This window comes from Prescottella equi (assembly GCF_020171745.1).
GTDB classification, from domain to species: domain Bacteria; phylum Actinomycetota; class Actinomycetes; order Mycobacteriales; family Mycobacteriaceae; genus Prescottella; species Prescottella equi_A.
The window spans coordinates 79,626-103,518 of sequence record NZ_JAIVAH010000018.1 but is presented as its reverse complement, the minus strand read 5'-3'; the positions used below and the strand labels follow the sequence as shown (position 1 = coordinate 103,518).

The 23,893-nt window shown below is 68.0% G+C and carries 19 protein-coding genes and 1 tRNA gene; 11 read left to right on the top strand and 9 right to left on the bottom strand.

Translation table 11 applies throughout. The features are described from left to right. Positions 1–22: 22 nt before the first annotated feature. Positions 23–1,279, bottom strand: a complete 1,257-nt coding sequence (locus LCL87_RS15325) for a DUF6578 domain-containing protein (protein ID WP_225021054.1) — start codon at positions 1,277–1,279, stop codon at positions 23–25. A 172-nt stretch (positions 1,280–1,451) separates the two neighbouring features. Here LCL87_RS15325 and LCL87_RS15320 point away from each other — a divergent pair, with 172 nt between their 5' ends. Beyond that, complete coding sequence (locus LCL87_RS15320; protein ID WP_225021052.1) at positions 1,452–1,982, top strand: Fur family transcriptional regulator; 531 nt, start codon at positions 1,452–1,454, stop codon at positions 1,980–1,982. 20 nt (positions 1,983–2,002) lie between these two features. Continuing rightward, positions 2,003–3,469 (top strand): catalase, encoded by a 1,467-nt coding sequence (locus tag LCL87_RS15315; RefSeq protein ID WP_225021050.1) that lies wholly within the window; start codon positions 2,003–2,005, stop codon positions 3,467–3,469. 166 nt (positions 3,470–3,635) lie between these two features. Here LCL87_RS15315 and LCL87_RS15310 read toward each other — a convergent pair whose 3' ends face one another. Genes LCL87_RS15310 through LCL87_RS15300 form a run of 3 tightly spaced genes read right to left on the bottom strand, consistent with a single transcriptional unit; the run spans position 3,636 to position 7,523 of the window. Further along, positions 3,636–4,637, bottom strand: a complete 1,002-nt coding sequence (locus LCL87_RS15310) for an ABC-2 transporter permease (protein ID WP_225021048.1) — start codon at positions 4,635–4,637, stop codon at positions 3,636–3,638. A 49-nt stretch (positions 4,638–4,686) separates the two neighbouring features. Beyond that, complete coding sequence (locus tag LCL87_RS15305; RefSeq protein ID WP_225021046.1) at positions 4,687–6,153, bottom strand: aminotransferase class V-fold PLP-dependent enzyme; 1,467 nt, start codon at positions 6,151–6,153, stop codon at positions 4,687–4,689. After that, the gene (locus LCL87_RS15300; protein ID WP_225021044.1) at positions 6,153–7,523 is read right to left on the bottom strand and encodes an MFS transporter; all 1,371 of its coding nucleotides are present in this window, start codon (positions 7,521–7,523) and stop codon (positions 6,153–6,155) included. Before LCL87_RS15300 ends, LCL87_RS15305 begins: the two co-directional genes overlap by 1 nt. Positions 7,524–7,679: 156 nt before the next feature. Here LCL87_RS15300 and LCL87_RS15295 point away from each other — a divergent pair, with 156 nt between their 5' ends. Beyond that, positions 7,680–8,495: a metal-dependent hydrolase gene (locus LCL87_RS15295; protein WP_225021042.1), complete on the top strand. Its 816-nt coding sequence runs from the start codon at positions 7,680–7,682 to the stop codon at positions 8,493–8,495. Between the two features lie 48 nt (positions 8,496–8,543). On the opposite strand, the gene LCL87_RS15290 is transcribed toward LCL87_RS15295, so the two are convergent. Continuing rightward, the gene (locus LCL87_RS15290) at positions 8,544–9,653 is read right to left on the bottom strand and encodes an Rv3169 family protein (RefSeq protein ID WP_225021040.1); all 1,110 of its coding nucleotides are present in this window, start codon (positions 9,651–9,653) and stop codon (positions 8,544–8,546) included. 287 nt (positions 9,654–9,940) lie between these two features. Here LCL87_RS15290 and LCL87_RS15285 point away from each other — a divergent pair, with 287 nt between their 5' ends. The 4 genes from LCL87_RS15285 to LCL87_RS15270 all read left to right on the top strand — a co-directional run bounded on the left by LCL87_RS15285 (position 9,941) and on the right by LCL87_RS15270 (position 15,888). Beyond that, complete coding sequence (locus tag LCL87_RS15285; protein ID WP_225021574.1) at positions 9,941–11,695, top strand: cholesterol oxidase substrate-binding domain-containing protein; 1,755 nt, start codon at positions 9,941–9,943, stop codon at positions 11,693–11,695. Between the two features lie 230 nt (positions 11,696–11,925). Next, the gene (locus tag LCL87_RS15280) at positions 11,926–13,113 is read left to right on the top strand and encodes a helix-turn-helix domain-containing protein (RefSeq protein WP_225021038.1); all 1,188 of its coding nucleotides are present in this window, start codon (positions 11,926–11,928) and stop codon (positions 13,111–13,113) included. 85 nt (positions 13,114–13,198) lie between these two features. Further along, on the top strand, positions 13,199–14,188 hold the full coding sequence (locus tag LCL87_RS15275; RefSeq protein ID WP_225021036.1) for an alpha/beta hydrolase: 990 nt from the start codon (positions 13,199–13,201) through the stop codon (positions 14,186–14,188). A gap of 98 nt (positions 14,189–14,286) precedes the next feature. Next, on the top strand, positions 14,287–15,888 hold the full coding sequence (locus LCL87_RS15270) for an ABC transporter substrate-binding protein (protein WP_225021034.1): 1,602 nt from the start codon (positions 14,287–14,289) through the stop codon (positions 15,886–15,888). A 178-nt stretch (positions 15,889–16,066) separates the two neighbouring features. Here the strand turns inward: LCL87_RS15270 and LCL87_RS15265 are convergent, their stop codons facing one another. From LCL87_RS15265 to LCL87_RS15255, 3 genes are all read right to left on the bottom strand, one after another. Next, a complete protein-coding gene (locus LCL87_RS15265) occupies positions 16,067–17,107 on the bottom strand; it encodes an iron-siderophore ABC transporter substrate-binding protein (protein WP_225021032.1) in 1,041 nt (346 codons plus the stop codon). A gap of 110 nt (positions 17,108–17,217) precedes the next feature. Next, positions 17,218–17,294 (bottom strand) — tRNA-Pro (locus tag LCL87_RS15260). 55 nt (positions 17,295–17,349) lie between these two features. Then, positions 17,350–18,330 (bottom strand): metallophosphoesterase, encoded by a 981-nt coding sequence (locus tag LCL87_RS15255; RefSeq protein ID WP_225021030.1) that lies wholly within the window; start codon positions 18,328–18,330, stop codon positions 17,350–17,352. Between the two features lie 64 nt (positions 18,331–18,394). Here LCL87_RS15255 and LCL87_RS15250 point away from each other — a divergent pair, with 64 nt between their 5' ends. Next, positions 18,395–18,871: a GatB/YqeY domain-containing protein gene (locus tag LCL87_RS15250; protein WP_225021028.1), complete on the top strand. Its 477-nt coding sequence runs from the start codon at positions 18,395–18,397 to the stop codon at positions 18,869–18,871. A gap of 54 nt (positions 18,872–18,925) precedes the next feature. On the opposite strand, the gene LCL87_RS15245 is transcribed toward LCL87_RS15250, so the two are convergent. Further along, positions 18,926–19,567: a hypothetical protein gene (locus LCL87_RS15245; RefSeq protein ID WP_225021026.1), complete on the bottom strand. Its 642-nt coding sequence runs from the start codon at positions 19,565–19,567 to the stop codon at positions 18,926–18,928. A gap of 213 nt (positions 19,568–19,780) precedes the next feature. On the opposite strand from LCL87_RS15245, the gene LCL87_RS15240 reads away from it, so the two are divergent. The 3 genes from LCL87_RS15240 to LCL87_RS15230 all read left to right on the top strand — a co-directional run bounded on the left by LCL87_RS15240 (position 19,781) and on the right by LCL87_RS15230 (position 23,889). Next, positions 19,781–21,061, top strand: a complete 1,281-nt coding sequence (locus LCL87_RS15240) for a metal-dependent hydrolase family protein (RefSeq protein ID WP_225021572.1) — start codon at positions 19,781–19,783, stop codon at positions 21,059–21,061. 158 nt (positions 21,062–21,219) lie between these two features. After that, a complete protein-coding gene (locus LCL87_RS15235) occupies positions 21,220–21,900 on the top strand; it encodes a hypothetical protein (RefSeq protein WP_225021023.1) in 681 nt (226 codons plus the stop codon). 3 nt (positions 21,901–21,903) lie between these two features. Further along, entirely contained in the window at positions 21,904–23,889 is a 1,986-nt protein-coding gene (locus LCL87_RS15230) for a YhgE/Pip domain-containing protein (protein ID WP_225021021.1), read from the top strand. Positions 23,890–23,893: the final 4 nt, after the last annotated feature.

Below are 23,893 nucleotides of genomic sequence, written 5' to 3'. Positions count from 1 at the left end.
CGCACGAAGGGCCCCTTCGGTGTCACTCGGGCGGGGTGTCGGAGGCGGGCTTCGGTATCTCGATGAAGGCCACGAGGGCCCTGTTGGCCGGGTCGGCGAACGGGTCGGGCGCGATCCAGTGGACGCGCCCGCGGATGCGGTCGTCGAGGTCCACCGGTTCGATTGTCCCCCTAAACGATCGGGCGGTGAGACCGCGGTGCGCGATCCACTCTGTGCCGTCGGCGCCGCGGGCGATGTCGGCCCGACGGGCGGCGGCCCGTACCCGCGCGACGGTGGCCGGATCGTCGACCGCGATCAGCCGCCGTGCATCGTCGAGCGCCCGCACGGGATGCGGCGGCGGGTCGACGCGCACCGTCCCGTGCCGGCGGTCGGTGTGCATCCCCGGTTCGGTCGGGCGGAGGAGGTAGAGATGTCCCTCGGCAACGACGCTCCGCCCGCCCTCGGTACATGCGCGTTCGACGGTCAACGACCCGTCCTCCTCCCGGTCGCAGCGGAACACGTCGTGGTCGGACGTGATCCAGCAGCCGTCCGAGTCGGCGTGGACGGCGCGGGTCCAGATCTCACGCGGCTTCTCGGCGGTCAGGGGTAGTAGGTATTCGACGACCCGGGGTGGTGTCATGGCGGTATCGATGTGCAGCAGAACGGGATCGGCTCGGTCCATCACCCACACGTCGGTTCCGGAAATCGATACAGCGCCGGCGACGAACCGGGAGTCGGTCGTCGGGACGTCGTCGAGATCGAGGTCGACGAGTACACCCGTCCGGACGTACGGGTCGCCCTCCGTTTCGGGCTTCTGACTCGACCAGAAGATACGCGGTGTCGCCTCGACCTCGGTCAAGCGTTCGGTTCCGGCGATGCGACGGGTACCGCTCGGCGTGCTGTCGAATCGCTGGCTCACCACGCGCACCCGCCGTACGCGTCCGCGCACCGGCGGAGGACTGTCGGGCCCCATGGTCAAGTCGGCGAAGAGGGTTCCGTGGACCTCGACTCGGCCGGTCGTCGGCCGGTTCGCCCACCAGTTGGCGGCCCAGCCGTCGCCGGACAGTTCGTGCAGCCAGCGCAGGCCGCTCTCCGGATCGCTTCCGGGCATGCGCCCGTAGGTGGGACGCGCCGTGGCGCGGAAGGTCTGCGCAAACGACGCGGGTGGAGTGTGTGCGTCGTCGAATGTGAGGACCGTTTCGACGAGGTCGCCCACTGCCGGCGGGGCGAGGGAACGGTCGTCGAGGATCCAGCCGGGAACGAACACGGCGAGTGTGCGATGGGCCGATGCGGTTGTCATCGTCGAACCCCACGCACTCGGGAAAACCGACGGGCGACGCCGTCGGGCGCGGGGCTACCTTGCGTGCGAGCGTAGCGGAGCCGCGACCCCGCCGAAACCCGTCGTGCAACGGAGCAAGATCTGGATCTAGTCGTTCTTTTGACTTATTCCAGAAAAGGGGCATACTGGGGTCATGCAACAAGGAGAGCACGACTTCGACCCTCGCGCCGGGCTACGCGGCGCGGGTTTGCGGGTCACGGCTCCACGCGTTGCGGTTCTGAACACCGTTGCCGCCAATCCGCATTCGGATGCGGACGCGATCGCCACCGAGGTGCGTCGTCAGCTCGGATCGGTCTCGACCCAGGCGATCTACGACGTGCTCGGGGCCTGCGTCCGGGTGGGGTTGCTGCGCCGCATCGAGCCCGCGGGCTCGCCGGCGCGGTACGAGACCCGCACCGCGGACAACCATCACCACCTGGTGTGCCGCTCGTGCGGCACGGTCGTCGACGTCGACTGCGTCGTCGGCCACGCTCCCTGCCTGGAGCCCTCCAGCAACCACGGCTTCGAGATCGACGAGGCCGAGGTCGTGTTCTGGGGTCTCTGTCCCGATTGCCGACACGATTCGGCCAAAACCGGGGCACAGGCCGTTACCAGCTCACAGAATCAAGACGATGTGCCCGGATCGGGTGGGTCGATCACTTCGAAGACAGCCACAGCCCAATAGCGCCAAGGAGGCTTCGCAAAATGACGTCCGCACAATCACGTCCGACGACGAACAACTTCGGAATCCCCGTTGCCAGCGACGACGAGTCGCTCACCGCGGGAACGCAGGGCCCGATTCTGCTGCACGACCACTACCTGATCGAGAAGCTGGCGCAGTTCAACCGCGAGCGGGTCCCGGAGCGGATCGTGCACGCCAAGGGCGGTGGCGCCTTCGGCGAACTGGTCATCACCGGTGACGTCAGCAAGTACACCAAGGCGAAGTTCCTGCAGCCCGGCAAGAAGACCGAGTCGCTGGTGCGGTTCTCCACCGTCGCCGGCGAGCAGGGCAGCCCCGACACCTGGCGTGACCCGCGCGGTTTCGCGATGAAGTTCTACACCGAGGAAGGCAACTACGACCTCGTCGGCAACAACACGCCGGTCTTCTTCATCAAGGACCCGATCAAGTTCCCCGACTTCATCCGGTCGCAGAAGCGGCTGCCGGGTTCGGGTCTGCGCGACCACAACATGCAGTGGGACTTCTGGACGCTGCGCCCGGAGACCGCGCACCAGGTGACGTGGTTGATGGGCGACCGCGGCATCCCGAAGTCGTGGCGAAACATGGACGGTTTCGGCTCGCACACCTACCAGTGGGTGAACGCGGCCGGTGAGCGCTTCTGGGTGAAGTACCACTTCAAGACCGACCAGGGCATCGAGTTCCTCACCCAGGCCGAGGCCGACACCCTCGCCGGTTCGGACCCGGACTACCACCGCGCCGACCTGTACAACGCGATCGAGCGGGGCGAGTTCCCCAGCTGGACCATGAACGTGCAGATCATGCCCGTCGCTGACGCGGAGGGCTACCGCTTCAACCCGTTCGACCTGACCAAGGTGTGGTCCCAGAAGGACTACCCACTGATCGAGGTCGGCAAGTGGACGCTCAACCGCAACCCGGAGAACTTCTTCGCGCAGATCGAGCAGGCGTCGTTCGAGCCGTCGAACGTGGTGCCGGGCATCGGATTCAGCCCCGACAAGATGCTGCTGGGCCGCGTCTTCTCGTACGCCGACGCGCACCGCTACCGGATCGGCACCAACTACGCCGACCTGCCGGTGAACGCGCCCAAGGCGCCCGTGAACTCCTACTCCAAGGAGGGCGCGATGCGGTACACGTTCAACACTGCCGACACCCCGGTGTACGCGCCCAACTCGTTCGGTGGGCCGCACGCGGATCCGTCGGCGGCCGGTGACGAGGGCCTGTGGGCCTTCGACGGCGAGGCCGTGCGTGCCGGGTACATCCAGCACCCGGAGGACGGCGACTTCACCCAGGCCGGAACGCTGGTCCGTGAGGTGCTCGACGACGCCGCCCGCGAGCGGTTGGTGAGCAACGTCGTCGGCCACGTGCTCGGCGGGGTGCAGGAGCCGGTGCTCGGTCGCGTCTTCGAGTACTGGAAGAACGTGGACGCCGAACTCGGCAAGAAGATCGAGGAAGGCGTGCGCGCGGGCCTGAAGTGACCCGGTGACGTAAGAAGGGCCCGTTCCGGAGCGTTCTCGGAACGGGCCCTTCGTCGGTCACGCCACTGCCTACGGGAGCAACCCGAACCAGTAGATGACCGTCGCTGCCAGCCACAGAAGCAGAGTGTCCATAACCGCCTCCCAAAGACTCGAGCGCCTGTCTCCATCATGCCCCTCGACGGCGATCCTGGACAACGGAGGCGATCGCGAAGACGGCCACTGCGCCGACGATCCAGGCCGCCAGCACGACGATGCCCGTCGTCACGCCGTCGTTGTCGAAGTAGGCGGCTCCGCGGAGGGCCCGGACTGCGACGCCGACCGGAAGGACGTGCGTCAGCGGTTCGAGCCAGCCGGGCAGGAACTGGGCGGGCAGGATGCCGCCGCTGGTGGCGTTGCCGAACACCAGCAGCACGACGGCCGCGACGAAGATCCCGACGGGCCCGAAGAGTTTGAGCAGGGCCGCGGTCGAGGCGCCGACTGCCAGGGCGAGCAGTCCGACGAGGGCGCCGGTCATGAGGAACGAGGCCGGCAGGGCGTCGAAGACCGGCCCGACGAGCCACGCGACGACCAGGCTGACCAGGACAGCGAACGCCACCGCGCTGACGGCCCGCCACAGCGCCGGCAGACGCGGGCCGGCCTGCATGCTCGTCAAACCGAAGAGGAACCCGGCGAGCACGACGCCGAACGCGGCATAGAACACCGACAATCCGCGGGAGTCGCCCGCCGACAGCGGAACGACATCCGTCACCGTCAGTGTCGCGCCGGACGCCCCGGCCGCGGCACCGAACGCGTGCGTGAGCACCTCGGTGACCGACGGGCCGTTCGCGCCGGCGACGATCAGGTTCGCTGCGGGGGTTCCGGCCACGAAGGCCCCGAACACCTCGTGCGTCTGCACCGCGTCGCGGGCCTTGTCGGCGGAGTCGTACGGGCGAACGTCGAAGGCGTCACCGTTCGCCGCCGACTGCGCCGCGATCGCGGCTACGACCGGTGGCGGGCCCACGACGGCCACGGGTAGTTCGTGCGGTTTCGGGTCGTGGAACGCCGCGAGGAACACGGCCGCAAAGATCGCGCCGATCAGCAACCCGACCATCGCCGGGACCACGGTGCCCCGCACGATCGACCCGCGATCGGGCGGGGCGACCTCCGTTGACCGCGCTTCCGCTGCCATACATCGAGTGTGCCCATCGCGGGACGCGCAGGGAAGTGGTGCCCTGGCCTCAGGGCTCGAGGAACCGGGCCAGGAACTCGATCAGCAGCCGCTCGGCGACCGGCGGCGGCAGTTCCTCGACGAGGGCGAGGATGTCGGCTTTGGGGCCGTCGAGCCCGGCCTTGGGATCGAGCCCGGCAAGCGCCAGCACCCCGGCGCTGATCTCGCTGGTCAGTTCGGCCGGGTCGATGTGGGCGGCGGCTGCCACGAACTCGTCCGGCGCACTGGCCCCGGCGACGCCGCGGATCCGGTCGGCGGCCTTCGCCAGCGCGGCGCACAGGTCGTCGACGACGGTCTCGGTGACCGGTGTGATCGTCAGGTGCGTCGTGCGCGGCAGCACCGTGCCGTCGGACTGGGTGTGCCGCGGCTGCGGCTGCAACGCCCACCCGTCGTCGGCCGCGGCGTCGGACCAGCGATGCGGGTCGACGCGTCGCTCCGCCGGCGCCGACTCGTCGGTGGCGACCGCGAGCAGCGGGCCCACCGGGTCGCCGACCACGCGCAGGCCGTCGATGTCGTCGATCGCAGACCGGAGTCGCTGGGTCGCGCGCGCCATCGGCGCCACCAGTTCCTCGAATCCCTGCACGCCCAACGCCTGCGCGACTGCCCATCCGGCCGCGATCGGCATCGCGCTGCGCGAGCCGAGCAGCGTCGGGTTGACCACCGCGTAACCGGGCCAGCGGGTGGTCGCGAACCAGTGCGCGCGGTGCCGGTCGCGGTCCCGGAACAGCAGCAGCGACACGCCCTTCGGGGCGTAGCCGTACTTGTGCAGATCCACCGACAGGCTGGTCACGCCGGGGACGGTCAGATCCCAGCGGCGGGTGTCCGCGCCGGGCCACCACGGCAGCACCCAGCCGCCGATGCAGCCGTCGACGTGCAGCGCGACGTCCTGGGCCGCACACACTTCCGCGATCTCGGCGATCGGATCGAGCGCGCCGTGCGCGTACGACGGCGCACTCGCCACCACCAGCGCGACGTCCGGGGACAATGCGGCGGCGACGTCGTCGGGCCGCACCCGCGCGGTGGCCGGGTCGACCGGCAGCACCTCGAGCTTCAGATCCAAGTGGTGCGCGGCCTTGTGGAACGCGGCGTGCGCGGTGGCACCGATCAGCAGTGTCGGCCGGTGCTCGGCGCCGGTGCGGGACCGCCACGCGTCGCGCGCCGACTTCACCGCGAGCATGCAACTCTCGGTACCGCCGCTGGTGACGCTGCCGACCACGTCCGGATCGCCGCCGGCGAGCACGTCCCGGCCGAGCGCGACGAGGTCGCGTTCCATCACCGCGATCGACGGGAACGTGGTGGGGTCCAACCCGTTCAGCGACTGCGCCCGCAGCGCAGCCGCACCCGCGAGATCGGAGAGTTCGGTGACGCCCGGGTCGTACACGTACGACAGCAGGCGTCCGCCCGACGTCGGGGCGTCCGCGGCGCGCAGTGCGTCGAGCCGGGCGAGGATCTCGGTGGGATCGGTCCGGAACTGCATCAGTGGCTTCCGTTCTGTGCGTGGGTGTCCTCGGCGTCGAGCCGGTAGCGGAAGAGCGCGACGATGCTGAGCGCGGTGAGGATCGCCGGCGCCGCCGAGATCGCCACGACGATGCCGTCGAGTGCGGTCTGGGACTGGACGGCGTGCTGGTCGCCGGTGGACGAGACGAACCCGGTGATCGCGAGGATCGCCAGCACCAGTGCCGGGCCGAGCGCGAGACCGATCGTCTCGACTGCGGTCCACACGCCGCTGAACGCGCCCGCGCGCACCGTGCCGCCCTCACGGCGTTCGTGGTCGGAGATCACGTCGGGCAGCATCGACATGCCCAGCATCTGAATGCCCGCGTAGCCGACGCCGGCGACCGCGACCACCGCGTACACCCACCAGCCGGTGCCGGCGAGCAGACCCAGCAGCGCGATACCGGCAACGAGGTACAGGCTCGACGCCAGCAGGTACGACCGCCGCTTGCCCCAGGTTCGGACGAGTCTGGACCACAACGGCATCACGGCGATGGCCGGCCCGACCAGCGCCGCGAACAGGATCGACACCGCATCCTCGTTGCCCAGCACGTAGGTTGCCGTGTACTGCGCCGACGCCAGCATGGTGCCCGTCGCGAAGGCCTGGAGGGCGTACGCGGTCACCAGCATCCGGAACGGACGACTCGAACGGACGACCCGGAGCGACGCCGTGAACGACGCCTCCTCGCCCGCTACGACGTCCGCCGGGGGACGTCGCGGTGCGATGCGCGACGCCGCGAACATGCCGAGCCCCAGCACCGCACCGGCGACGACACCCATCACCAGGTAGCCCCAGTGTCCGCCGCCGCCGATCTCACGCAGTTGTGGGCCGCCCGCACCGAACAGCAGGATCGCGACGCCGAGGACGGCGACTCGCCACGCCATCAGCCGCGCGCGCTCGTGGTAGCTGTCGGTCAGTTCCGCGGGCATCGCGATGTACGGGACCTGAAAGAGGCTGAACGCCACCGCCGACGCGATGAACGCCACCGCGACCCACACCGCGCCGGTCGCGGCGCCGACGCCGTCGGGCACCGCGAAGGTGAGGGCGAAGAACACCGGCAGGAGAGCGGCGCCGATCGTGAGGAATCGTCGGCGGCTGCCGGTGCGGCGCGCCGACGCGTCGCTCAGCGCGCCGATGGCCGGGTTGATCACCACGTCCAGCGCCTTCGGCGCGAACACGACGAACGTGGCGACCGCGGCCGCGACCCCCAGTGTGTCGGTGAGGTAGTACGCCAGAACCAGGCCGGGGAGTGTCGCGAAACCGCCGGTGCCGACCGATCCCAGCGCATAGCCGCGGATCGTCGCGGGGCTCAGCCGATTCGCCGCGGGCGCGGAGGTGCTCGAGACCGTCATGGCGTCGAATCTAGGTGAGTATCCCGCCTGAGCAGGCGGTTCGTGCGGCGTGTCGGTGGGCGTTGCTAGCGTTTGGTGCGAGGGGTCCGAGGCTGCCGCGTCGGGCCCCTCCGTCGTAGATGTTGTGCTGTTCTTGCTCGAAAGGTGCTGTCCCAGATGGTGATGGGTGCAACCCATGCAATGTCCGGTGCCGCGGTCGGTCTCGCCGTCGCGGATCTGCTCCCGACGGACTGGGGTGGGCCCACCTCCACCGCCGAGACGTTCGCGTTCGCGGGGGTCTGCGCGGGTGCCGCGCTGCTGCCGGACCTGGACACCACCCAGTCCACCGTCGCGCGTTCGTTCGGACCGATCTCGAAGGCCCTCGCCGCGGGCATCGACACGCTGTCCCTCGGTGTGTACCGGGTGACGAAGGGCCGCAAGGACGCGAACCGGCGCGGCGGGCACCGCACGTTCACCCACACCGCGCTGTTCGCGGTGGGGCTCGGGGCCGGGATCTCGGCGCTGGTGGGGCAGTTCGGCCGCCCCGCCATCATCGTCACGCTGTTCTTCACGCTGGGACTCGCGCTCCGAGGCCTGTTCGGGGGCTGGGCGCGGGACAAGGGGTGGCTGATCGTCACCGCGGTCTCGGCGTTCCTGTCCATCCTCACGTGGCAGTGGTTTCCGGACCAGGTGGGGTCGACGGGGCTCGGTGTCGCGGTCGCACTCGGGTGTGCGACGCACTGCCTCGGCGACATGATCACCAAGGAGGGGGTGCCGTTCCTGGCGCCGTTCGTTCCGTTCGGCGGTCGCCGCTGGTGGGAGCTGAAGTTGCCGTCGTTCCTCGCGATCCGAGCCGGCGGCGGGTTCGAGCGGGCCTTCCTCGGGCCGGCGTTGACGCTCGTCGCCGTCGGTCTCGCGCTGTGGTCGATCGACGGGGCACCCGAGGCGATCACCGACGCACTGCGGAACTCGGTTCAGACGGGGGGCGAATAGGCCGGAAGCCACCCCGAAAGGTGGCTTCCGACGGTCGACTGTCCGGAACTATGCGCGCGCACCGTCGAAGTAGCCCTCGAACCCGCTCGGTGCATGGGGGCCGATTGCGAGCTGTTCGAGGATGCCCAGACCCTGCCGGTCGCCCCACTGCACCCGCATGACCTGCTGGACGTGGATGTTCTCCGGGGCCGTGTTGTCGAGGTCCTCGACGGCGAATTCCTCACCGCCGACGGCGAAGTCGCCGTGCCAGTTGCCGTGGCCCCAGGTCGGGTGGGAATAGCCCACACCTCGCTGCCGGAAGGTGAGCAGCGGCTCGAGTTCGATCCGACCGGCGTCCCCGTCGCCGCCGCGCACCTGCAGCGTCGCCCCGTCGGAACGTCGCAGACCAGGCGCCCAACGGATCTCGTGCTCGACGTGCACGTGCGTTACGGGCAGATCCGCGCCGACGACCGGACCGTCGTCGCCGATCACCGGTAGCACCACCGACGTCTCCGCCCAGCGGGAGCCGCGTTCGTCCTCGAACACCATGTAGTGCAGGCACTGGTCCTCGAAGTGCAGCGGTGCATACAGGAAGAACACCTGGTGCTTGCGAGCCTGGGGTGCGGCCGGTGCGGGCTGGCCGACCGGCCGGATGCCCCACGAGCGGTCCTTGGTCCCGAAGACCCGGCGGTCCAGGGAGATGTTCTCGTCACCGCTGCGCAGCGTGCCGCTCCAGGTGCCGAGCTGGGTGAGACGGGTGACGTCCATCATCATCGACGAGCCGGAATGCATTGTCTGTCGTGGCTCTTCGTGGGCCGACGTGCGGGCCCGGTAGGTGAGGTCGGCGACCAGACCGAACTCCTCGGCGTCCACCCTGATGCGGTTCACGCGCAGCGGCTCGACGACCTCGATGCTGATCGGCCCGATCTTGGTCTCGGTGCGGTCGAGGGGGGCGAGTCCGGAGGTGAACACCGAGCGCTGCACCCCGTTGTGGACGACGCTGAACGACGCGTCGATGATGCCGCGGTTGGGGTAGACCCCGAGTCCGACCGCGAAGTAGACGTCCTCGGCGTAGCCGTTGAACCAGTAGCGGTCGTAGTGATTGGGGTGCCCGTCTCCCGCGTGCGCGACCGGCAGCGGCGTCTGATGGATGGGGTAGTCGTCGAAGGGCGTCAGCACAGCACGCCTCCGGCCTCGACGAACGTGCACTCAGCCGTCACTGCTTCTCCCTGGAATCCGGTTTCATTTTCTGCGGACAGTAGTGAGGGGGTGTGACGCCGTCAACGCGCAGGTCTCACTGAGCCGACGAGAATTACGGAACCACTGGCATTGGAATCGAACTTGTTCTAGTTTGACTCCCAGAGTGCGCGGCGAGCCGGTGCGGCCGCCTTCCCCGAGAGACGAGCGGAGTCGAACCTGTGGAATCTGGGCGGAACGAGAGCCTGACGAGCAAGCCGCGTAACGAGGTGTCCCGCAGGGGGTTCCTCGGCCGCGCCGCCGGCGTCGCAGCGGGTGCTGCGGCGTTGACCGGGATGGGATGGAGCCCGGCCTTCGCCCTGCCGCCGGCCGGATCCGCGGGTTCGGCCGGTGGGCCGGTGTCCAACCTGCCCGTCCCGCCCGCCTTCCCGCAGGACATTCCGCTGGCCCAGCAGGGCTACGTCAACTGGGCCAAGGACATCCGATTCGACGCCGTGTGGACCGCGACGGCCCGTACTCCCGACGACGTGGTCCGGATCGCGAACTGGGCCAAGGACAACGGCTACCGGGTCCGCGCGAAGGGCACCATGCACGGGTGGAGCCCGCTCACCGTCGTGCCCGGCGAGAACGTCGAGAAGACCCTGCTCGTCAACACGATGACGCACCTGAACTCGGTGACCGTGAACCCCACCGGCACCCCGGCGACGGTGACGGCCGGCGGCGGCGCCAGCCTCGAGTCGATCCTCACCGCGCTGCAGCAGCACGGGCTCGGCTGGGCGAACTCGCCGGCGATCGGCGACCTGTCCATCGCGGGCATCCTCGCGATCGGTGCGCACGGCGCCACCTACCCGGCCGCGGGGGAGACGGTCACCCCCGGTCAGTCGTTCGGGTCGCTGTCCAATCTCGTCACCGCCATGACCGCGGTGGTGTGGGACGCGACGTCCGGCCGCTACGTGCTGCGCGAGTTCACCCGCGCGGATCCCGAGATCACCGCGCTGCTCACCCATCTGGGCCGCAGCTTCGTCACCTCGGTGACCCTGCAGGCCGGCGCCAACACCCGACTGCGCTGCCAGAGCATCATGGACATTCCGTGGCAGGAGATGTTCGCGCCCACGGGCGCCCCGGGCCGGACGTACGAACGGTTCGTCGAGCAGTCGGGACGCGTCGAGGCGATCTGGTTCCCGTTCACCGACAAGCCGTGGCTCAAGATCTGGAGCCCGGCGCCGATCAAGCCGCCGGAGTCCCGGGAAGTGTTCGGGCCCTACAACTACTTCTTCACCGACAACCTCCCCGAGCCGCTCACCGACCTGCTGGGCCAGGTCGCGGGCGGGATCCAGGCCGCGACCCCGGCCTTCGGTATCGGACAGCTGGCGGCCGTGCAGGCCGGACTCGCACTCACCGACACCGACGATCTGTGGGGCTGGTCCAAGGACGTGCTGTTCTACCTGCGGCACACCACGATGCGGGTCACCGCGGGCGGCGGTGTCGTCGTCACCAAGCGTGCCAACATCCAGCGCGTCATCAACGAGTTCACCACGTGGCACAACGGTCGGATGTCGGCGCTCGCGGCGCAGGGTAGGTACCCGATCAACGGGCCCTTCGAGGTTCGTATGTGCAAGGTGGACGACGACGCGGAGGTGCTGGTCGAGTCGGCCGGGCCGCCGAACCTGTCGGCCGTGCGCCCGCGCCCGGACCATCCGGAGTGGGACACCTGCATCTGGATGAACGTCGTGACGTTGCCGGGTACGCCGGGCGCGGCCGAGTACTTCCGGGAGATGGAACGCTGGATGGCCCAGAACTATTCGGGCAGTTACGCGACGTTCCGCTCCGAGTGGGCCAAGGGTTGGGGCTTCACCGACCAGGGTGGCTACCGCGACGACGAGTGGCTCGGCCAGACCCTCCCGGCTGCCTACACGACCGGGATCCCGGCGTCGGGCAACTTCGCGGCGGCCAAAGCGTCGCTCAACGCGCACGATCCGCATCGCGTGTTCGCGAACAGCTTCCACGATCGGTTCCTGCCGTAGTCGATCATCCTTCAGTGCCGAAATAGGCGAACGTCTACGGAAGGGCCTCGCGCGGGTCGGAACTTCACGCATTCGGCAGAGCCGATCCAGTTCGGGACGGGCGGCGGCGGACTTGCTCGCCGGTGCGACCGTCGCGTCGGCATCGGGGACCCGTTCAGCTGATACAGAATGTCCATGGCGCCCGCCACCGCGGCTCGCCGGATGCGGCACTTCTCAGCAGGAGGTTGGGCGTGGACAGGCTGCTCGCGAAGTTGTCGGGTCTGGACGCCGGGGCGGAAGCGGCGGTGCGGGTGATCGCGGCGTTCGACCGGCTCGTCGAGCGGCAGGTCCCGATCGGTGCGTTGACGCGGGCCACCGCGGCGCTGGCCCAGTGCGTAGCGGGCATCAGCCGCCCCGACGGCGCCGTCGTGCGCTTTGCGCCGAACGGTGATCGGTTGGACGACGGCTGTCCGGATGTGCGGAGTCCGCGTCGGTGCGCCGACGGCATCACAGTGTGGCTCGAAAGATCCGGTACGCCCGACGAATTGGACGACCTCATCCTCGAACGGTTCACCCTGGCTGCGTGTGCTCTGATGCCGCACCGGAAACGGCTGCAACCACGGGACATCGCCGATCCGGCGCTCACCGAGGTGCTCATCTCCGGCTCCCACTCCCCGGAGGACCGTGCGCGGGCAATCCGCTTGCTCGGCCTCGACCCGTACCGGCCGGTGCGAGTGGTTGCGGTGGCGACGACGGGCGGGGAGGACGCCGATGCGGCCGCCGCGGCGTTGGTCTCCCGCGGCCCGTCGGCGGTGGGACGGACCCGAGTGGCCGCGGTCGGCTCGCTCGCGGCCGCCATCCTCCAACCCCGATCGGATCCGTCGACGGTGGTCTCGGACCTCCGCGGAGCGCCCGGGGACCCGTTCGCGCCGCACACGTTGGCGGGTGTCGGTGGCGCCGTGTTACCCCACCTGGCGCGGCAGTCGTGGCTGCAGGGAAAGCTCGCTTTGAGATTCGCCGAGGCCGGAACGGTTTCGGCTGTGGTCGATCACGACCAGCTCGGTGCGCTGGCGCTGCTGGCAGACGTACCGTCGGACCGGCTGGCCGCCAACCCGGACGTCGTCGCGCTCGCGGAACTCGCCGCGACGGACGGAGGCCGCCTCGAGCTGGAAGCGGTGGACGCGCTGTGTCGCACAGGCTCGCTCCGCCAGGCCGCTGCATCGCTTCACATGCACCACAGCACGGTTGCCGCCCGAATCACGCGGGCCGAACGGAAATTGGGCTGGAACTTCGCCGCACCGTCCGACACGCTGCGCGCGAGCATCGCGCTGCACGCCCTGCAACTGTTGCGCAGTTCGGTGGACGAGCGCGCGTCGCCCCGGACGGCGGCGGTGAGCAGCTCTCGGGAGGCAACAGCCATTCGTCGCCATCTGGCCTGACATCCCCGACAGTTGGCGGTCGCCTCGCGCTCACTCGGTAGCTGATGATGTGTTCCATCGCGAATCGTCATATCGAGGAGAGCAATTGAGTACGAGTGTGGGTAGAGCAGCTTCAATCCGTGCCCCGTACGACCCCGAACTCGAGGTCGGCCTGACCCATCTTCCGGCCGACATCTTCGGCACCGAGGACGGGCCCAGCAGCATCGACGAGTCCCGGGCTCTCATGGCGTCCTGGCGGCCGAGTACGGAGAGTTTGACGCGCGGCGGGGCTGTGGTCGTCGACGAGCGGCAGGTTCCGGGGCCGGATGGGGCGCCCGACATAAAGCTCCTGATCATGTCTCCGGCGGAGGGGGGCGGTCCGTGGCCGGTGATCTACCACATTCACGGCGGCGCGATGGTCGCCGGCGACCGCTTCTACGGAGCGGAGTCCCTTGCGGATCTGGTTGTGGCGCTGAAGGTTGTGGTGGTGTCGGTGGAGTACAGGCTCGCCCCGGAGCATCAGCATCCGGCCCCCGTCGAGGATTGCTACGCCGGGCTCCAATGGGTGGCGCAGAATGTCGAGGCCCTGGGGATCGACTCCCGGCGCATCGTCGTTATGGGTGGGAGCGCCGGGTCGGCCCTCGCGGCGTCGACGGCTCTGTTGGCACGCGACCGGAAGGGGCCGGTCATCAGTCATCAGATCCTCGGATGCCCCATGCTGGACGACCGCTTGCAGGGACCGTCGATTCACGCGACCGATCTGCACAGCACCAACTTCCGGAAGATGCTGCAGAACAGTTGGGCGGCACTGTTGGGTGACGCGGCCGGTGGGCCGGACGTCTCCCCGTATGCGTCCCCTGCCCGTGCCGAGGACCTGTCCGGGCTGCCGCCGGCCTACATCGATGTGGGCAGCAGTGAGGTGCTGCTGAGTGAGGCGGTCGATTACGCGACTCGTCTCTCCCACGTCGGCGTGCCGGTGGAGCTTCACGTGTGGCCCGGGGCGTTTCACGGGTTCAATTCCCTTGTCCCGCACGCTGCAGTGTCCCGCACGGCCAACGAGACCCGTCTGGCATACCTGAGCCGCGCCCTGCTCTGAGATCCCGTTGGATCTTGCCCCCCCGACCTGCCTGGTCGACGTGGCCTTGCCCATGCCTGTGCCCCGACCGCCAATTCCGAATCTGTGGAGGTTGCTTCGTGAGTAAGTATTCGAGAAGGGTCGGCCGGATGCTGGCGATGGTCGCGGCCGGCGCCGTCGCTCTCGCCGGGTGTGCCGGCGCGGACGGGGACAGTGCGGGCGACTCGTCCGCCGCGACCACGACAGCGTCCGGCATCCTGGGCGAGCAGGGCGACGGCGGCACCCCGGTGAAGGGTGGGACGCTGAGCTTCGCGTCGTACGCGCCTGTCGCGAGCCTGGACCCGACGGTGACGCAGCCGGCCGGCGCGACGGGCGGTACCGAGATGGCCGCGGTGTACGACGTGCTGATGCGCTACGACACCGGATCGCGGACCTTCCAACCGCAGCTGGCGAAGTCGATCGAGGAAAGTTCCGATCACCGGACGTGGACACTGAAACTGCGTGACGGCGTGACGTTCAGCGACGGCACTCCGCTCACCGCGGAGGCCGTCGTCGCGAGCATCAACCGCTACAACCAGCGCCGCGGTGCCAACTCACAGCTGTACACGCAGATGGTTGAGAGCACCGTCGCGCAGGATCCTTCGACGGTCGTCTTCACCCTCGCCCAGCCATGGCGCACGTTCCCGGCGATGCTCGCCTACGGGCACGGCATGATCGTCTCGCCGACATCGCAGCAGGGTGACAAGTTCACGCCGGTCGGCGCGGGCCCGTTCACGGTGGCCGGCCTGCAACCGCAACAGGAATTGCAGCTGAAGGCCCGGCCCGACTACTGGGGCGGCGCCCCGCAGCTGGACGGTGTGAAGTTCGTGGCGCTCGCCGGCGAGCAGCCCAAGATCGATGCCCTGAAGACGGGCGACATCGACATGATCTACCTGCGCAACACGAAGAACGTCAACATCGCAAAGGCCGAGTTCCCCGGTTACATCGAAACGTTGAGCATGACGATGGCCGGTCAGGTGAACAGCGCACCGGGGCGGCCAGGGTCCGACCCGCGAGTGCGCCAGGCTATCGCGTACGCCGTCGATCCCGAGGTCCTCAATCAGCGGGCGCAGAGTGGGCAGGGCATGCCCGGCACGGACATGTTCCAGCCATGGTCGACGTGGCACGGCGCCGCCGGGATTACGCCCGACGCCGCCAAGGCCGAGGAGCTGCTCGATCAGGCCAAGGCCGACGGCTACGACGGCAAGATCACGTACGTCGGTATCAACGACCCCGATTCCCAGCAGATCGCACTGGCCGTGCAGGCTCAGCTCAACGCGATCGGGTTCGACGTCACACTCGCAACGACCAGCAATGTGACCGACATGGTCAAGCGGCTCTTCGTGGACCGCGACTACGACATCAGCTACGGGTCCTACAACATCTCCGATATCGCCCCCGAGATCCGGCTGTTCAGCACGCTCTCGAGTACCTCGACCAACAACATCCTCGGCTACAAGAGCCCCGAGATGGACGCGCTGCTCGGCAACGTCCTCTCGGCCCCGGACGACACGGCCAAGAGGAACGCGATCTCCGAGATCCAGAACCTCGTGAACACCGACCAGCCCTTCCCGACCTGGGGTGCCGGCACCGTTTATGTCGCATGGGCACCGGACGTGTATCGGGCCAGCCCCACGGTCGACGGAATCATCCTCCTCGACAAGGCCTTCAAGAAGAACTGACCTGACACGGCCGGACCTGGGTTTCATCGTCGCCCCGAGGCTGTCACCGACGACCGTCTCGGGGCGCGGGCCGCACTACAAGTGGGTCACGTGCGCCACGGCTCCACCGGCCTAGCCGCCGGAAACGACGAGGCCCGGCACCGAATCCGGTGCCGGGCCTCGCTGTCGTGAAGAGGTCTTACTGCTTGCCGCCCAACAGGTTCTGCAGGTCGTCGAGCACGATCATCGCGCCCGTGGGGCCCAGCGCCAGGAACCACGTCTCGTCGGACACCGGAACGGCCTTGCCGTTCTTCACCGCACTCATGCCGGACCACAGCGGGCCGCCGAGCACCTGCGCCTCGGCGGTGGTGTCGGGCTTGCCATAGGTGGAGTAGAAGATCCAGTCACCGTCGGCCTGCGTGATGGTCTCCGGGCTGACCTCGACGGCCAGTTCCTCGATGTTCTGGATGTCGGGGCGGCGCAGTCCGACGTCCTGCAGGATCACGCCGATGAACGACAGGTTGCCGTACAGGCGGGTCTTGCCGGACATGAAGCGCACCAGCGAGATCGACGGATCGCCCTGGATGCTGTCGCGGACCTCGTTCGCGCGGGTCTGGTAGTCGTTCAGCACGCTCTCGGCCTTCGTCTCCTCACCGACCGCGTCGGCGACGAGCAGGAAGTTCTCCTTCCACGGGAAGCCGGGGCGGATACCGAACACCGTCGGCGCGATCTGCGACAGCTGCGGGTACAGCTTGTCGGCACGGAGCTTGCTGCCCAAGATCAGGTCGGGCTGCAGCGCGGTGATCGCCTCGAGGTTGAGGTTGTTGGTGGTGCCCACGTCCGGGACGCCCGCCAGCTTGTCCGCGAGGTACGACGGCTGACCCGACACGCCTTCGGGGCTCGCGATGCCGACCGGCGTGATGCCGAGCGACAGGACGTCGTCGAGTTCGCCGCCGTCGAGCACGATGACCCGCTCGGGCTTCTTCTCGATGACGGTCTCGCCCAGCGCGTGCTTGACGGTGCGCGGGAACTGACCGGGCTGCGCGTCGCTGCCCAGTTCCGCGGTCGCGGTGTCGGCGGTGGCGAACAGGCGGCCGCCGGTCGCGACGTCGGTGTTGCCGGCCGGGGCGTCGGCGGTGGTGTCGGAGGAGCCGCATGCGGTGGCGGCGAACACGGTCGCGAGGGCGACCATCGCGATGCGAACCGAGGTCCGCTTGCGCAGGGAGGATCGAACGAACATTAGGTCAGGCTAGCCTGCCGGTTTCGTGATCTTTCCGGCGGGACGGTGTTGGTCCCGGAAATGAGAAAGACCCCGTCCGAACGAGTCGGACGGGGTCTTCTGTTCTTCACTGGTCGGGGTGGCGGGATTTGAACCCACGACCTCTTCGTCCCGAACGAAGCGCGCTACCAAGCTGCGCCACACCCCGGTGTTGAACCTCGGTTAGCTTACAACACCGTTTCGCCAGGGGTTAAATCGGCTGGTCAGCGGCCCAAAACGGCGCTTTCCACGGCAGCGGAGCCGCGACCCGACGTGGTCTCCTCGCGCGGTGCGGGGACGAGTGTGAGCAGGGTCGCCTCGGGGCGGCAGCAGAACCGGGCCGGGGCGTACGGCGACGTGCCGACTCCGGCGGAGACGTGCAGGCGCGTGTGCGCGCCCCACTGCGACGGCCCCTTCACCCGCGAGCGGTCCAGCTGGCAGTTGGTGACGAGCGCTCCGTAGAACGGCAGGCACAACTGGCCGCCGTGCGTATGTCCGGCGAGGACCAGGTCGTAACCGTCGTCCGCGAAGCGATCGAGGACCCGCGGCTCGGGGGAGTGCGTGATGCCCAGTTTGAGCTGCGCCAGCGGGTTCGGCATCCCGGCGATCGTGTCGTAGCGATCGCGCTCGAGATGCGGGTCGTCGACCCCGGCCGCGTCGATCCGTACCCCGGCCACCTCGAGTTCGCGGTGCACGTGGGTGACGTCGAGCCAGCCGCGCTCGGTGAACGCGGCCCGCAGGTCCGCCCACGGCAGCGGTGCGCCGAGCACCCGGCGGTGTTCCTTCTTGAAGTACTTCATCGGGTTCTTCGGCTTGGGCGCGAAGTAGTCGTTACTGCCGAACACGAACAGGCCCGGACGGGCCAGCAGGCCGCCCATCGACTGCACGACGGCCGGGACCGACTTCATGTGCGACAGGTTGTCGCCGGTGTTGACGACCAGGTCCGGATCGAGACGATCGAGTTCGCGCAGCCAGTTCTGCTTGAGCTTCTGGTTCGGCATCATGTGCAGATCGCTGATGTGCAGCACCCGCAGCGTCGCCGACCCCGGTGCCAGGACCGGCATCGTCGCCTCGCGCAGGGCGAAGGCGTTGCGCTCGATGAGGGTGGCGTAGCCGATGCCCAGTGCGGCGGCGCCCGCGGTGGCGGCCGCGGCGCGGTTCAGGGTGCTGCGGTTCGGGAGGAGGCGCGACAGATCAGACACCATTTCAGAATACGGGTGTGTGCAATGAAGGTGCAGGACACCGCGTCGGGCGCGTACCGTTCGGCCCATGGCCGATACCGCCCCCACCCTCAAGTCCACGCTCCGCGCCGACCTCACCGCCGCGATGAAGGCCAAGGATCCGCTGCGGCTGTCCACGCTGCGCATGATCCTGGCCGCGATCCAGACCGAGGAGACGTCCGGTAAGGAGGCCCGCGAGCTCACCGACGACGAGGTCATCAAGGTGCTGGCCAAGGAGTCGAAGAAGCGCGGCGAGGCGGCCGAGGTCTACACGGAGGCCGGGCGCGGCGAACTCGCCGCCAACGAGCGGGCCGAGGCGCAGGTCATCGACGAGTACCTGCCGACTCCGCTCACCGACGCCGAACTGGCCGACGTCGCGGACACCGCAATCGCGCAGATCGCTGAGGAGATCGGCGAGCGCCCCGGCATGCGGCAGATGGGTCAGGTCATGAAGGCCGCCACCGCCCTCGCCGCCGGCAAGGCCGACGGATCCCGGATCTCGAAGGCGGTCAAGGACCGCCTGTAGGTCTTGTACGGACCGGCTTTCCCGCCTCGTGATCGGCTGCGCCCACGCGCCCGGTCACGAGGCGGTCGTCATTGCGGGCACCGCCGTCGGACGGCTGCCCAGGAAGAGTGCCGAGGCGGCGAGGAAACACACCGCCCCGACGAAGGTGCCGACGTTGGCGAGATTCGGATCGAGACTCGTGCCGTCCTGAAGGATGAAGGCGCCGGCCGCGGACACGCCGAAGGCGACGGAGCCGAGGGTGTTCAGCCAGACGCTCTGCCAGTCCTTCGAGCGCGGTTCCCAGTAGGTGCCCGCCCGCCACAGGACGAGCACCGCCAGGCCGCTCGAGACGAGGAAGGCGACCGACCCTTCCGCGTTCGGGTTCCAGACGAGGTGCATGTCGCCCTTGATCGTGTGCGCGTGCAGAGCGGCGCCGGTGCTGATGTTGAAGAGGATGGTGCCCAGGAACTGGATCGCTGCGGTCAGCCACACCGCGCGGATCGCGGTCCCTCGCTCGTCGGAGGTCGTCGCCGAACCGCTGAGCACCAACTGGGTGAAGGCCGCGGCCGTGAAGAACCACGATCCGACGAAGAACGCGGTGTTGGCACCCGCCGTTCCCAGCAGCACCGACAGGCCAGGAGCGGAGCCCAGGGCGAAGAGCGCTGCACCGATCACGAATCCCCAGGACTGCATCCGTAGAGTTGGATGAATCAACATGCGCCGCAGTGTAAGTCGAAACCTCGGCAATTTTGGCTCATATGCGTGGCGCAACTTGCCGGGGAGAGCTCAGTAGTTCGGAACGAGCGTCCGATCGGTCGATGTCGACCCGGGAGGTCGGCCGGTTCTGAGTGGGTGACATCGTGGATGAGGTTTGGCCGGAAGAGTTCGTTCGGCGAACGATGTCCGAAAAGCGCTGCTAGCGTCCCGAGTATGACGGCCACCTCGGAAGCCAGTAATCGTCTGCTGTTCCGTAACGTTCGTGTGTTCGACGGATCATCGGCAGATCTTGTCAGTGGTGACGTGCTCATCGACGACACCTTCATCACAGCAGTATCGGGCTCGCCGGTCGGCGACGATCCCGCCCGCAGGACGACTGTCGTGGACGGCGGCGGGCGGGTCCTCATGCCGGGCATGAGCGACGCCCACGTACATCTTGTGGGAAACGCCAATTCCTATGTCGACATGGTGATGGGCACGGAAGCGCACATCGCCCTCAATGGCCTCGCTGAAGCGAAGAACATGCTGCTACGCGGCTTCACCGCGGTGCGGGACATGGCCGGTGACACCGGGAGTATCAAGTCGGTGATCGACCGGGGACTCTTCGAGGGCCCGCGAATCTACCCCTCGCAGGCGGCGATCTCCCAGACCGGCGGACACGGTGACTTCGGCTTCGTGTACGAGTGTCCAACTGCGCTCGGCGGCAACCAGAGTCGTGCCGAGCAGATCGGTTTCATGCGAGTTGCCGACGGCCCGGACCGTGTTCTGGCGGCTGTTCGGGAGCAGTTGAAGAAGGGCGCGTCGCAGATCAAGCTCATGGTGGGAGGTGGTGCCGCCTCCATGTACGACCCGCTGTATACGGTGCAGTTCGTCGACGAGGAACTGCGTGCCGCTGTCCACGCGGCCACCGATTACGGCACCTACGTCGCCACTCACGTCTACAACGTCACGGGCATCCGGCGTGCGCTCGATGCCGGCGTCAAGTCGATCGAGCACGGTCACCTCGCCGACGAGGCGACCGTCGCGCTCATGGCAGAGAAGGGTGTGTGGCTGTCGATGCAGCCGTTCGCGCTCGGTGATCACCACTATCCCGATCCGGAACGTGCCGACAAGGATCGGGAGATCTGCTCCGGCACCGACCATGTCTACGCCTGGGCGAAGAAGCACGGCGTCAAGACTGCGTGGGGAACCGATCTCCTGCTCGAGCCGCAACTGGCACCGAGGCAGAGCGAGATGGCCGCGCGCCTCGGCGATCACTACAGCAATCTCGAGGCGCTCCGGATGCTCACGTCCGGCAATGCCGAGCTGTTCCGGATGGCCGGCGAGCGGGATCCCTACCGGCAGGCCAAATTCGGAACGATCGAGAAGGGCGCCTGGGCTGACGTCCTGCTGGTAGACGGGAATCCCCTCGAGGATCTCGGTGTGCTGGCCGATCCGGCGAAGAATCTGTCGGTGATCGTCAAGAACGGACAAGTGGTCAAGAACATTCTGTGATGCGCCCGGATCGGGCCGTCGTCGATCTCGAAGTGTTAGCCGCATAGCTCTTCTCGAAGTGCCGTCGTCCGGTGACGGCGTGAAAACGGGGGTTCGAGTTGGTCGAGACATTCGTGGAGGGGGAGTACACCTCCAGACAACAGGTCGAGGGGGACCTCGTGTCCGCCAGAGGGATCGAGCTGCACGGGCCCTGGGGTCACGTGTTCGGTCCACTCGATCTCGACATCGATACCGGCGGCGTGACCGTCCTCGCCGCCCAGGCAGGAGCGGCCCGAACCGCGCTGCTGATGGCATTGTGCGGGAGGATGCGGCTCACGCGCGGGTCGCTGACCGTGCTCGGGTACGCGAACAAACCGACCAAGGTGTTCGCCAACTCGGCGATCGCCTGCCTCAACGAACTCGACGAGGTGCGCCCGTCGGTGACGGTCCAAGACCTCGTGACCGAGCAGTTGCGTTGGAATTCTCCCTGGTACAAATTGGTTCCGCGCGTCGATGCGAGCGGTGTCGAAAGCATGTGCGCCGACGTGTTCGGCGAGATCGAGCGCCCGGCGCTGCACGCCTTCGTCGACGATCTCCCCGAGATCCAACAACTGCTTCTCCGCATCGCCGTCGCGAACACCCGGCGGCCACCGCTGCTGGTGGTGGGGCGTCTGGACAGGATCGCCGACGACGACGAACGCTCTGCGGTACTGGAACGACTTGTTGCGCTGGGGGAATCGCAGTCCGTCATCACTGCGGACGTCAACCCGATCCCGTCCCACTGCGGGATTCGTGGGGTGGTCGACATGCACGGCCTCCTCGGCGCCGGCGACATCGGCGTCATGACGAAGGCGAGGTGAGCGATGCTTGCGGGTGTCTCCCTGGGAAGTGATTCGAAGAGGTACTTCCGCGGAACCATGCCGCGGATCGCGATCTTCACGATCATCCTCATGCCGCTCCTGTACGGCGCCATGTACCTGTGGGCGTTCTGGAATCCGTTCGGCGCGGTGGACAAGATTCCGGCGGCAATCGTCAACAACGACACCGGACTGACCGCGGACGGTCAACGTGTCGACGCGGGTGACCAGGTGGTCTCGTCCCTGATCGAGTCGCATCAACTCGACCTCGACGAGGTCTCGGCAGAGGACGCCGCCAAGGGGCTGTCGAGCGGAAAGTACTACTACACCATCACGATTCCCGAGAACTTCACCGAAGCTGTCGAATCTCCCAACGGAGATCACCCGGAGAAGGCAGACCTGATCTTCACGTTCAACGATGCCAACAACTACCTCGCGACGATCATCGGCCAGGACGCATCGGAACAGGTCATCAATCAGGTCAACACCACGATCGGTGCGCAGGGTGTGGGCCAGGTCCTGACCGGCCTCGAGAGCGCCGGTTCGGGCCTGCAGCAGGCGGCCGACGGCGCCGGCCAGCTCGCCGACGGCATCGACACCGCCAAGGGCGGCGCCGATCAGCTCGCCTCCGGGGCGAAGGAACTGTCGACCAACATGGTCACGGCCCGGGACGGCTCCGCACAGCTGGCGAGCGGGGCGGCGCAGCTCGCAACGGCCGTCGACGGCGTCACCGGTCCGCTGCTGAACGCGCTCGACGGCCCCGCGGCCACGAACGTGGGCGGACAGGTGGCGCAGCTGCGGCAGTCGCTGGAGGCGCTCGGTGCCGAACTGCCGCAAACCAGTCCGCCCTCGACACCGGGAGTGGTCAGGACGGCGCTCGACCTGCTGGGTGGAATCCCCGATCCCGTCGTTCAGCGTGCCGTTGCCGCTCTGACGCCGTTGACCGCACCGCAGCTGCAGAACGACACAGCCGCGCTACGTGCCGAACTGCAACGCCTCGGAGGCGACGCGCGGGAGATCGAGTATCAGCTCACCGACCCCTCCAGCCCGCTGCAGAGTGGCCTCGCGTTGCTGCAGAACGGTGGCCTCGCCTCCGACGTGCGACAGTTGCGTGACGGCGCCGACGAACTGAGCAGCGGCGCAGCGACCTTGAACTCGGGTCTCGCGCAACTGACGGATGGCAGTTTCCAGCTGTCGGGCGGTGCGGACCAGCTCGCATCCGGCATGGTGGCTCTGCAGTCCGGCTCCGACCAGCTCGCCGACGCGCTGAAGCAGGGTGCCGGCCAGGTCCCGAGCTGGACCGACGAGCAACGCATCGCGACCGCCGACACCCTGTCGACACCGGTGGCGCTCAAACAGGACTTCACCAACGTGGCACCGACCTTCGGAACCGGCTTCGCGCCGTTCTTCCTGTCTCTCGCACTGTTCGTCGGCGGCATCATCACGTGGATGTTGCTGACACCCTTGCAGTCCCGCCCCACGGTCGGAGGCGTCGGGCTCTATCGGACGGTGCTGGCGTCGTACTGGCCGGCCCTGCTGGTCGGTGTCCTGCAGGTGATCGTGATGTACACCGTGGTCCATTTCGGTGTCGGCCTCGACGTCAAGCACGTGTTCGGCACCGTCCTGTTCCTGATGCTGATCTCGGCGACGTACCTCGCGATGATCCAGGCGTTCAACGCGGTGTTCGGGGTCGCGGTCGGCCGCGTCGTCACACTCGCATTCCTCATGCTGCAGTTGGTCTCCGCGGGTGGCATCTATCCCGTGCCGACCACTGCGAAGCCGTTCCAGTACATCCATCCGTTCGATCCGATGACCTACACGGTCAACGGTCTTCGCCAGCTCACGGTCGGAGAGCAGGTCGACTCGCGGCTGTGGATTGCGATCGCGGTCCTCGTGGGCATCCTGCTCGTCTCGCTCACCGCGAGTGCCCTGTCCGTCCGGCGTAACCGCCGGTACACGATGGAGCGACTGTATCCACCCATCGAGGTCTGAATTG

Coding starts and splice junctions, on each gene's coding strand:
- LCL87_RS15325 (WP_225021054.1), bottom strand. CDS start 1,279: ATGACAACCGCATCGGCCCATCGCACACTCGCCGTGTTCGTTCCCGGC.
- LCL87_RS15320 (WP_225021052.1), top strand. CDS start 1,452: ATGCAACAAGGAGAGCACGACTTCGACCCTCGCGCCGGGCTACGCGGC.
- LCL87_RS15230 (WP_225021021.1), top strand. CDS start 21,904: ATGCTTGCGGGTGTCTCCCTGGGAAGTGATTCGAAGAGGTACTTCCGC.
- LCL87_RS15255 (WP_225021030.1), bottom strand. CDS start 18,330: ATGGTGTCTGATCTGTCGCGCCTCCTCCCGAACCGCAGCACCCTGAAC.
- LCL87_RS15300 (WP_225021044.1), bottom strand. CDS start 7,523: ATGACGGTCTCGAGCACCTCCGCGCCCGCGGCGAATCGGCTGAGCCCC.
- LCL87_RS15250 (WP_225021028.1), top strand. CDS start 18,395: ATGGCCGATACCGCCCCCACCCTCAAGTCCACGCTCCGCGCCGACCTC.
- LCL87_RS15240 (WP_225021572.1), top strand. CDS start 19,781: ATGACGGCCACCTCGGAAGCCAGTAATCGTCTGCTGTTCCGTAACGTT.
- LCL87_RS15310 (WP_225021048.1), bottom strand. CDS start 4,637: ATGGCAGCGGAAGCGCGGTCAACGGAGGTCGCCCCGCCCGATCGCGGG.
- LCL87_RS15245 (WP_225021026.1), bottom strand. CDS start 19,567: ATGTTGATTCATCCAACTCTACGGATGCAGTCCTGGGGATTCGTGATC.
- LCL87_RS15315 (WP_225021050.1), top strand. CDS start 2,003: ATGACGTCCGCACAATCACGTCCGACGACGAACAACTTCGGAATCCCC.
- LCL87_RS15305 (WP_225021046.1), bottom strand. CDS start 6,153: ATGCAGTTCCGGACCGATCCCACCGAGATCCTCGCCCGGCTCGACGCA.
- LCL87_RS15265 (WP_225021032.1), bottom strand. CDS start 17,107: ATGTTCGTTCGATCCTCCCTGCGCAAGCGGACCTCGGTTCGCATCGCG.
- LCL87_RS15295 (WP_225021042.1), top strand. CDS start 7,680: ATGGTGATGGGTGCAACCCATGCAATGTCCGGTGCCGCGGTCGGTCTC.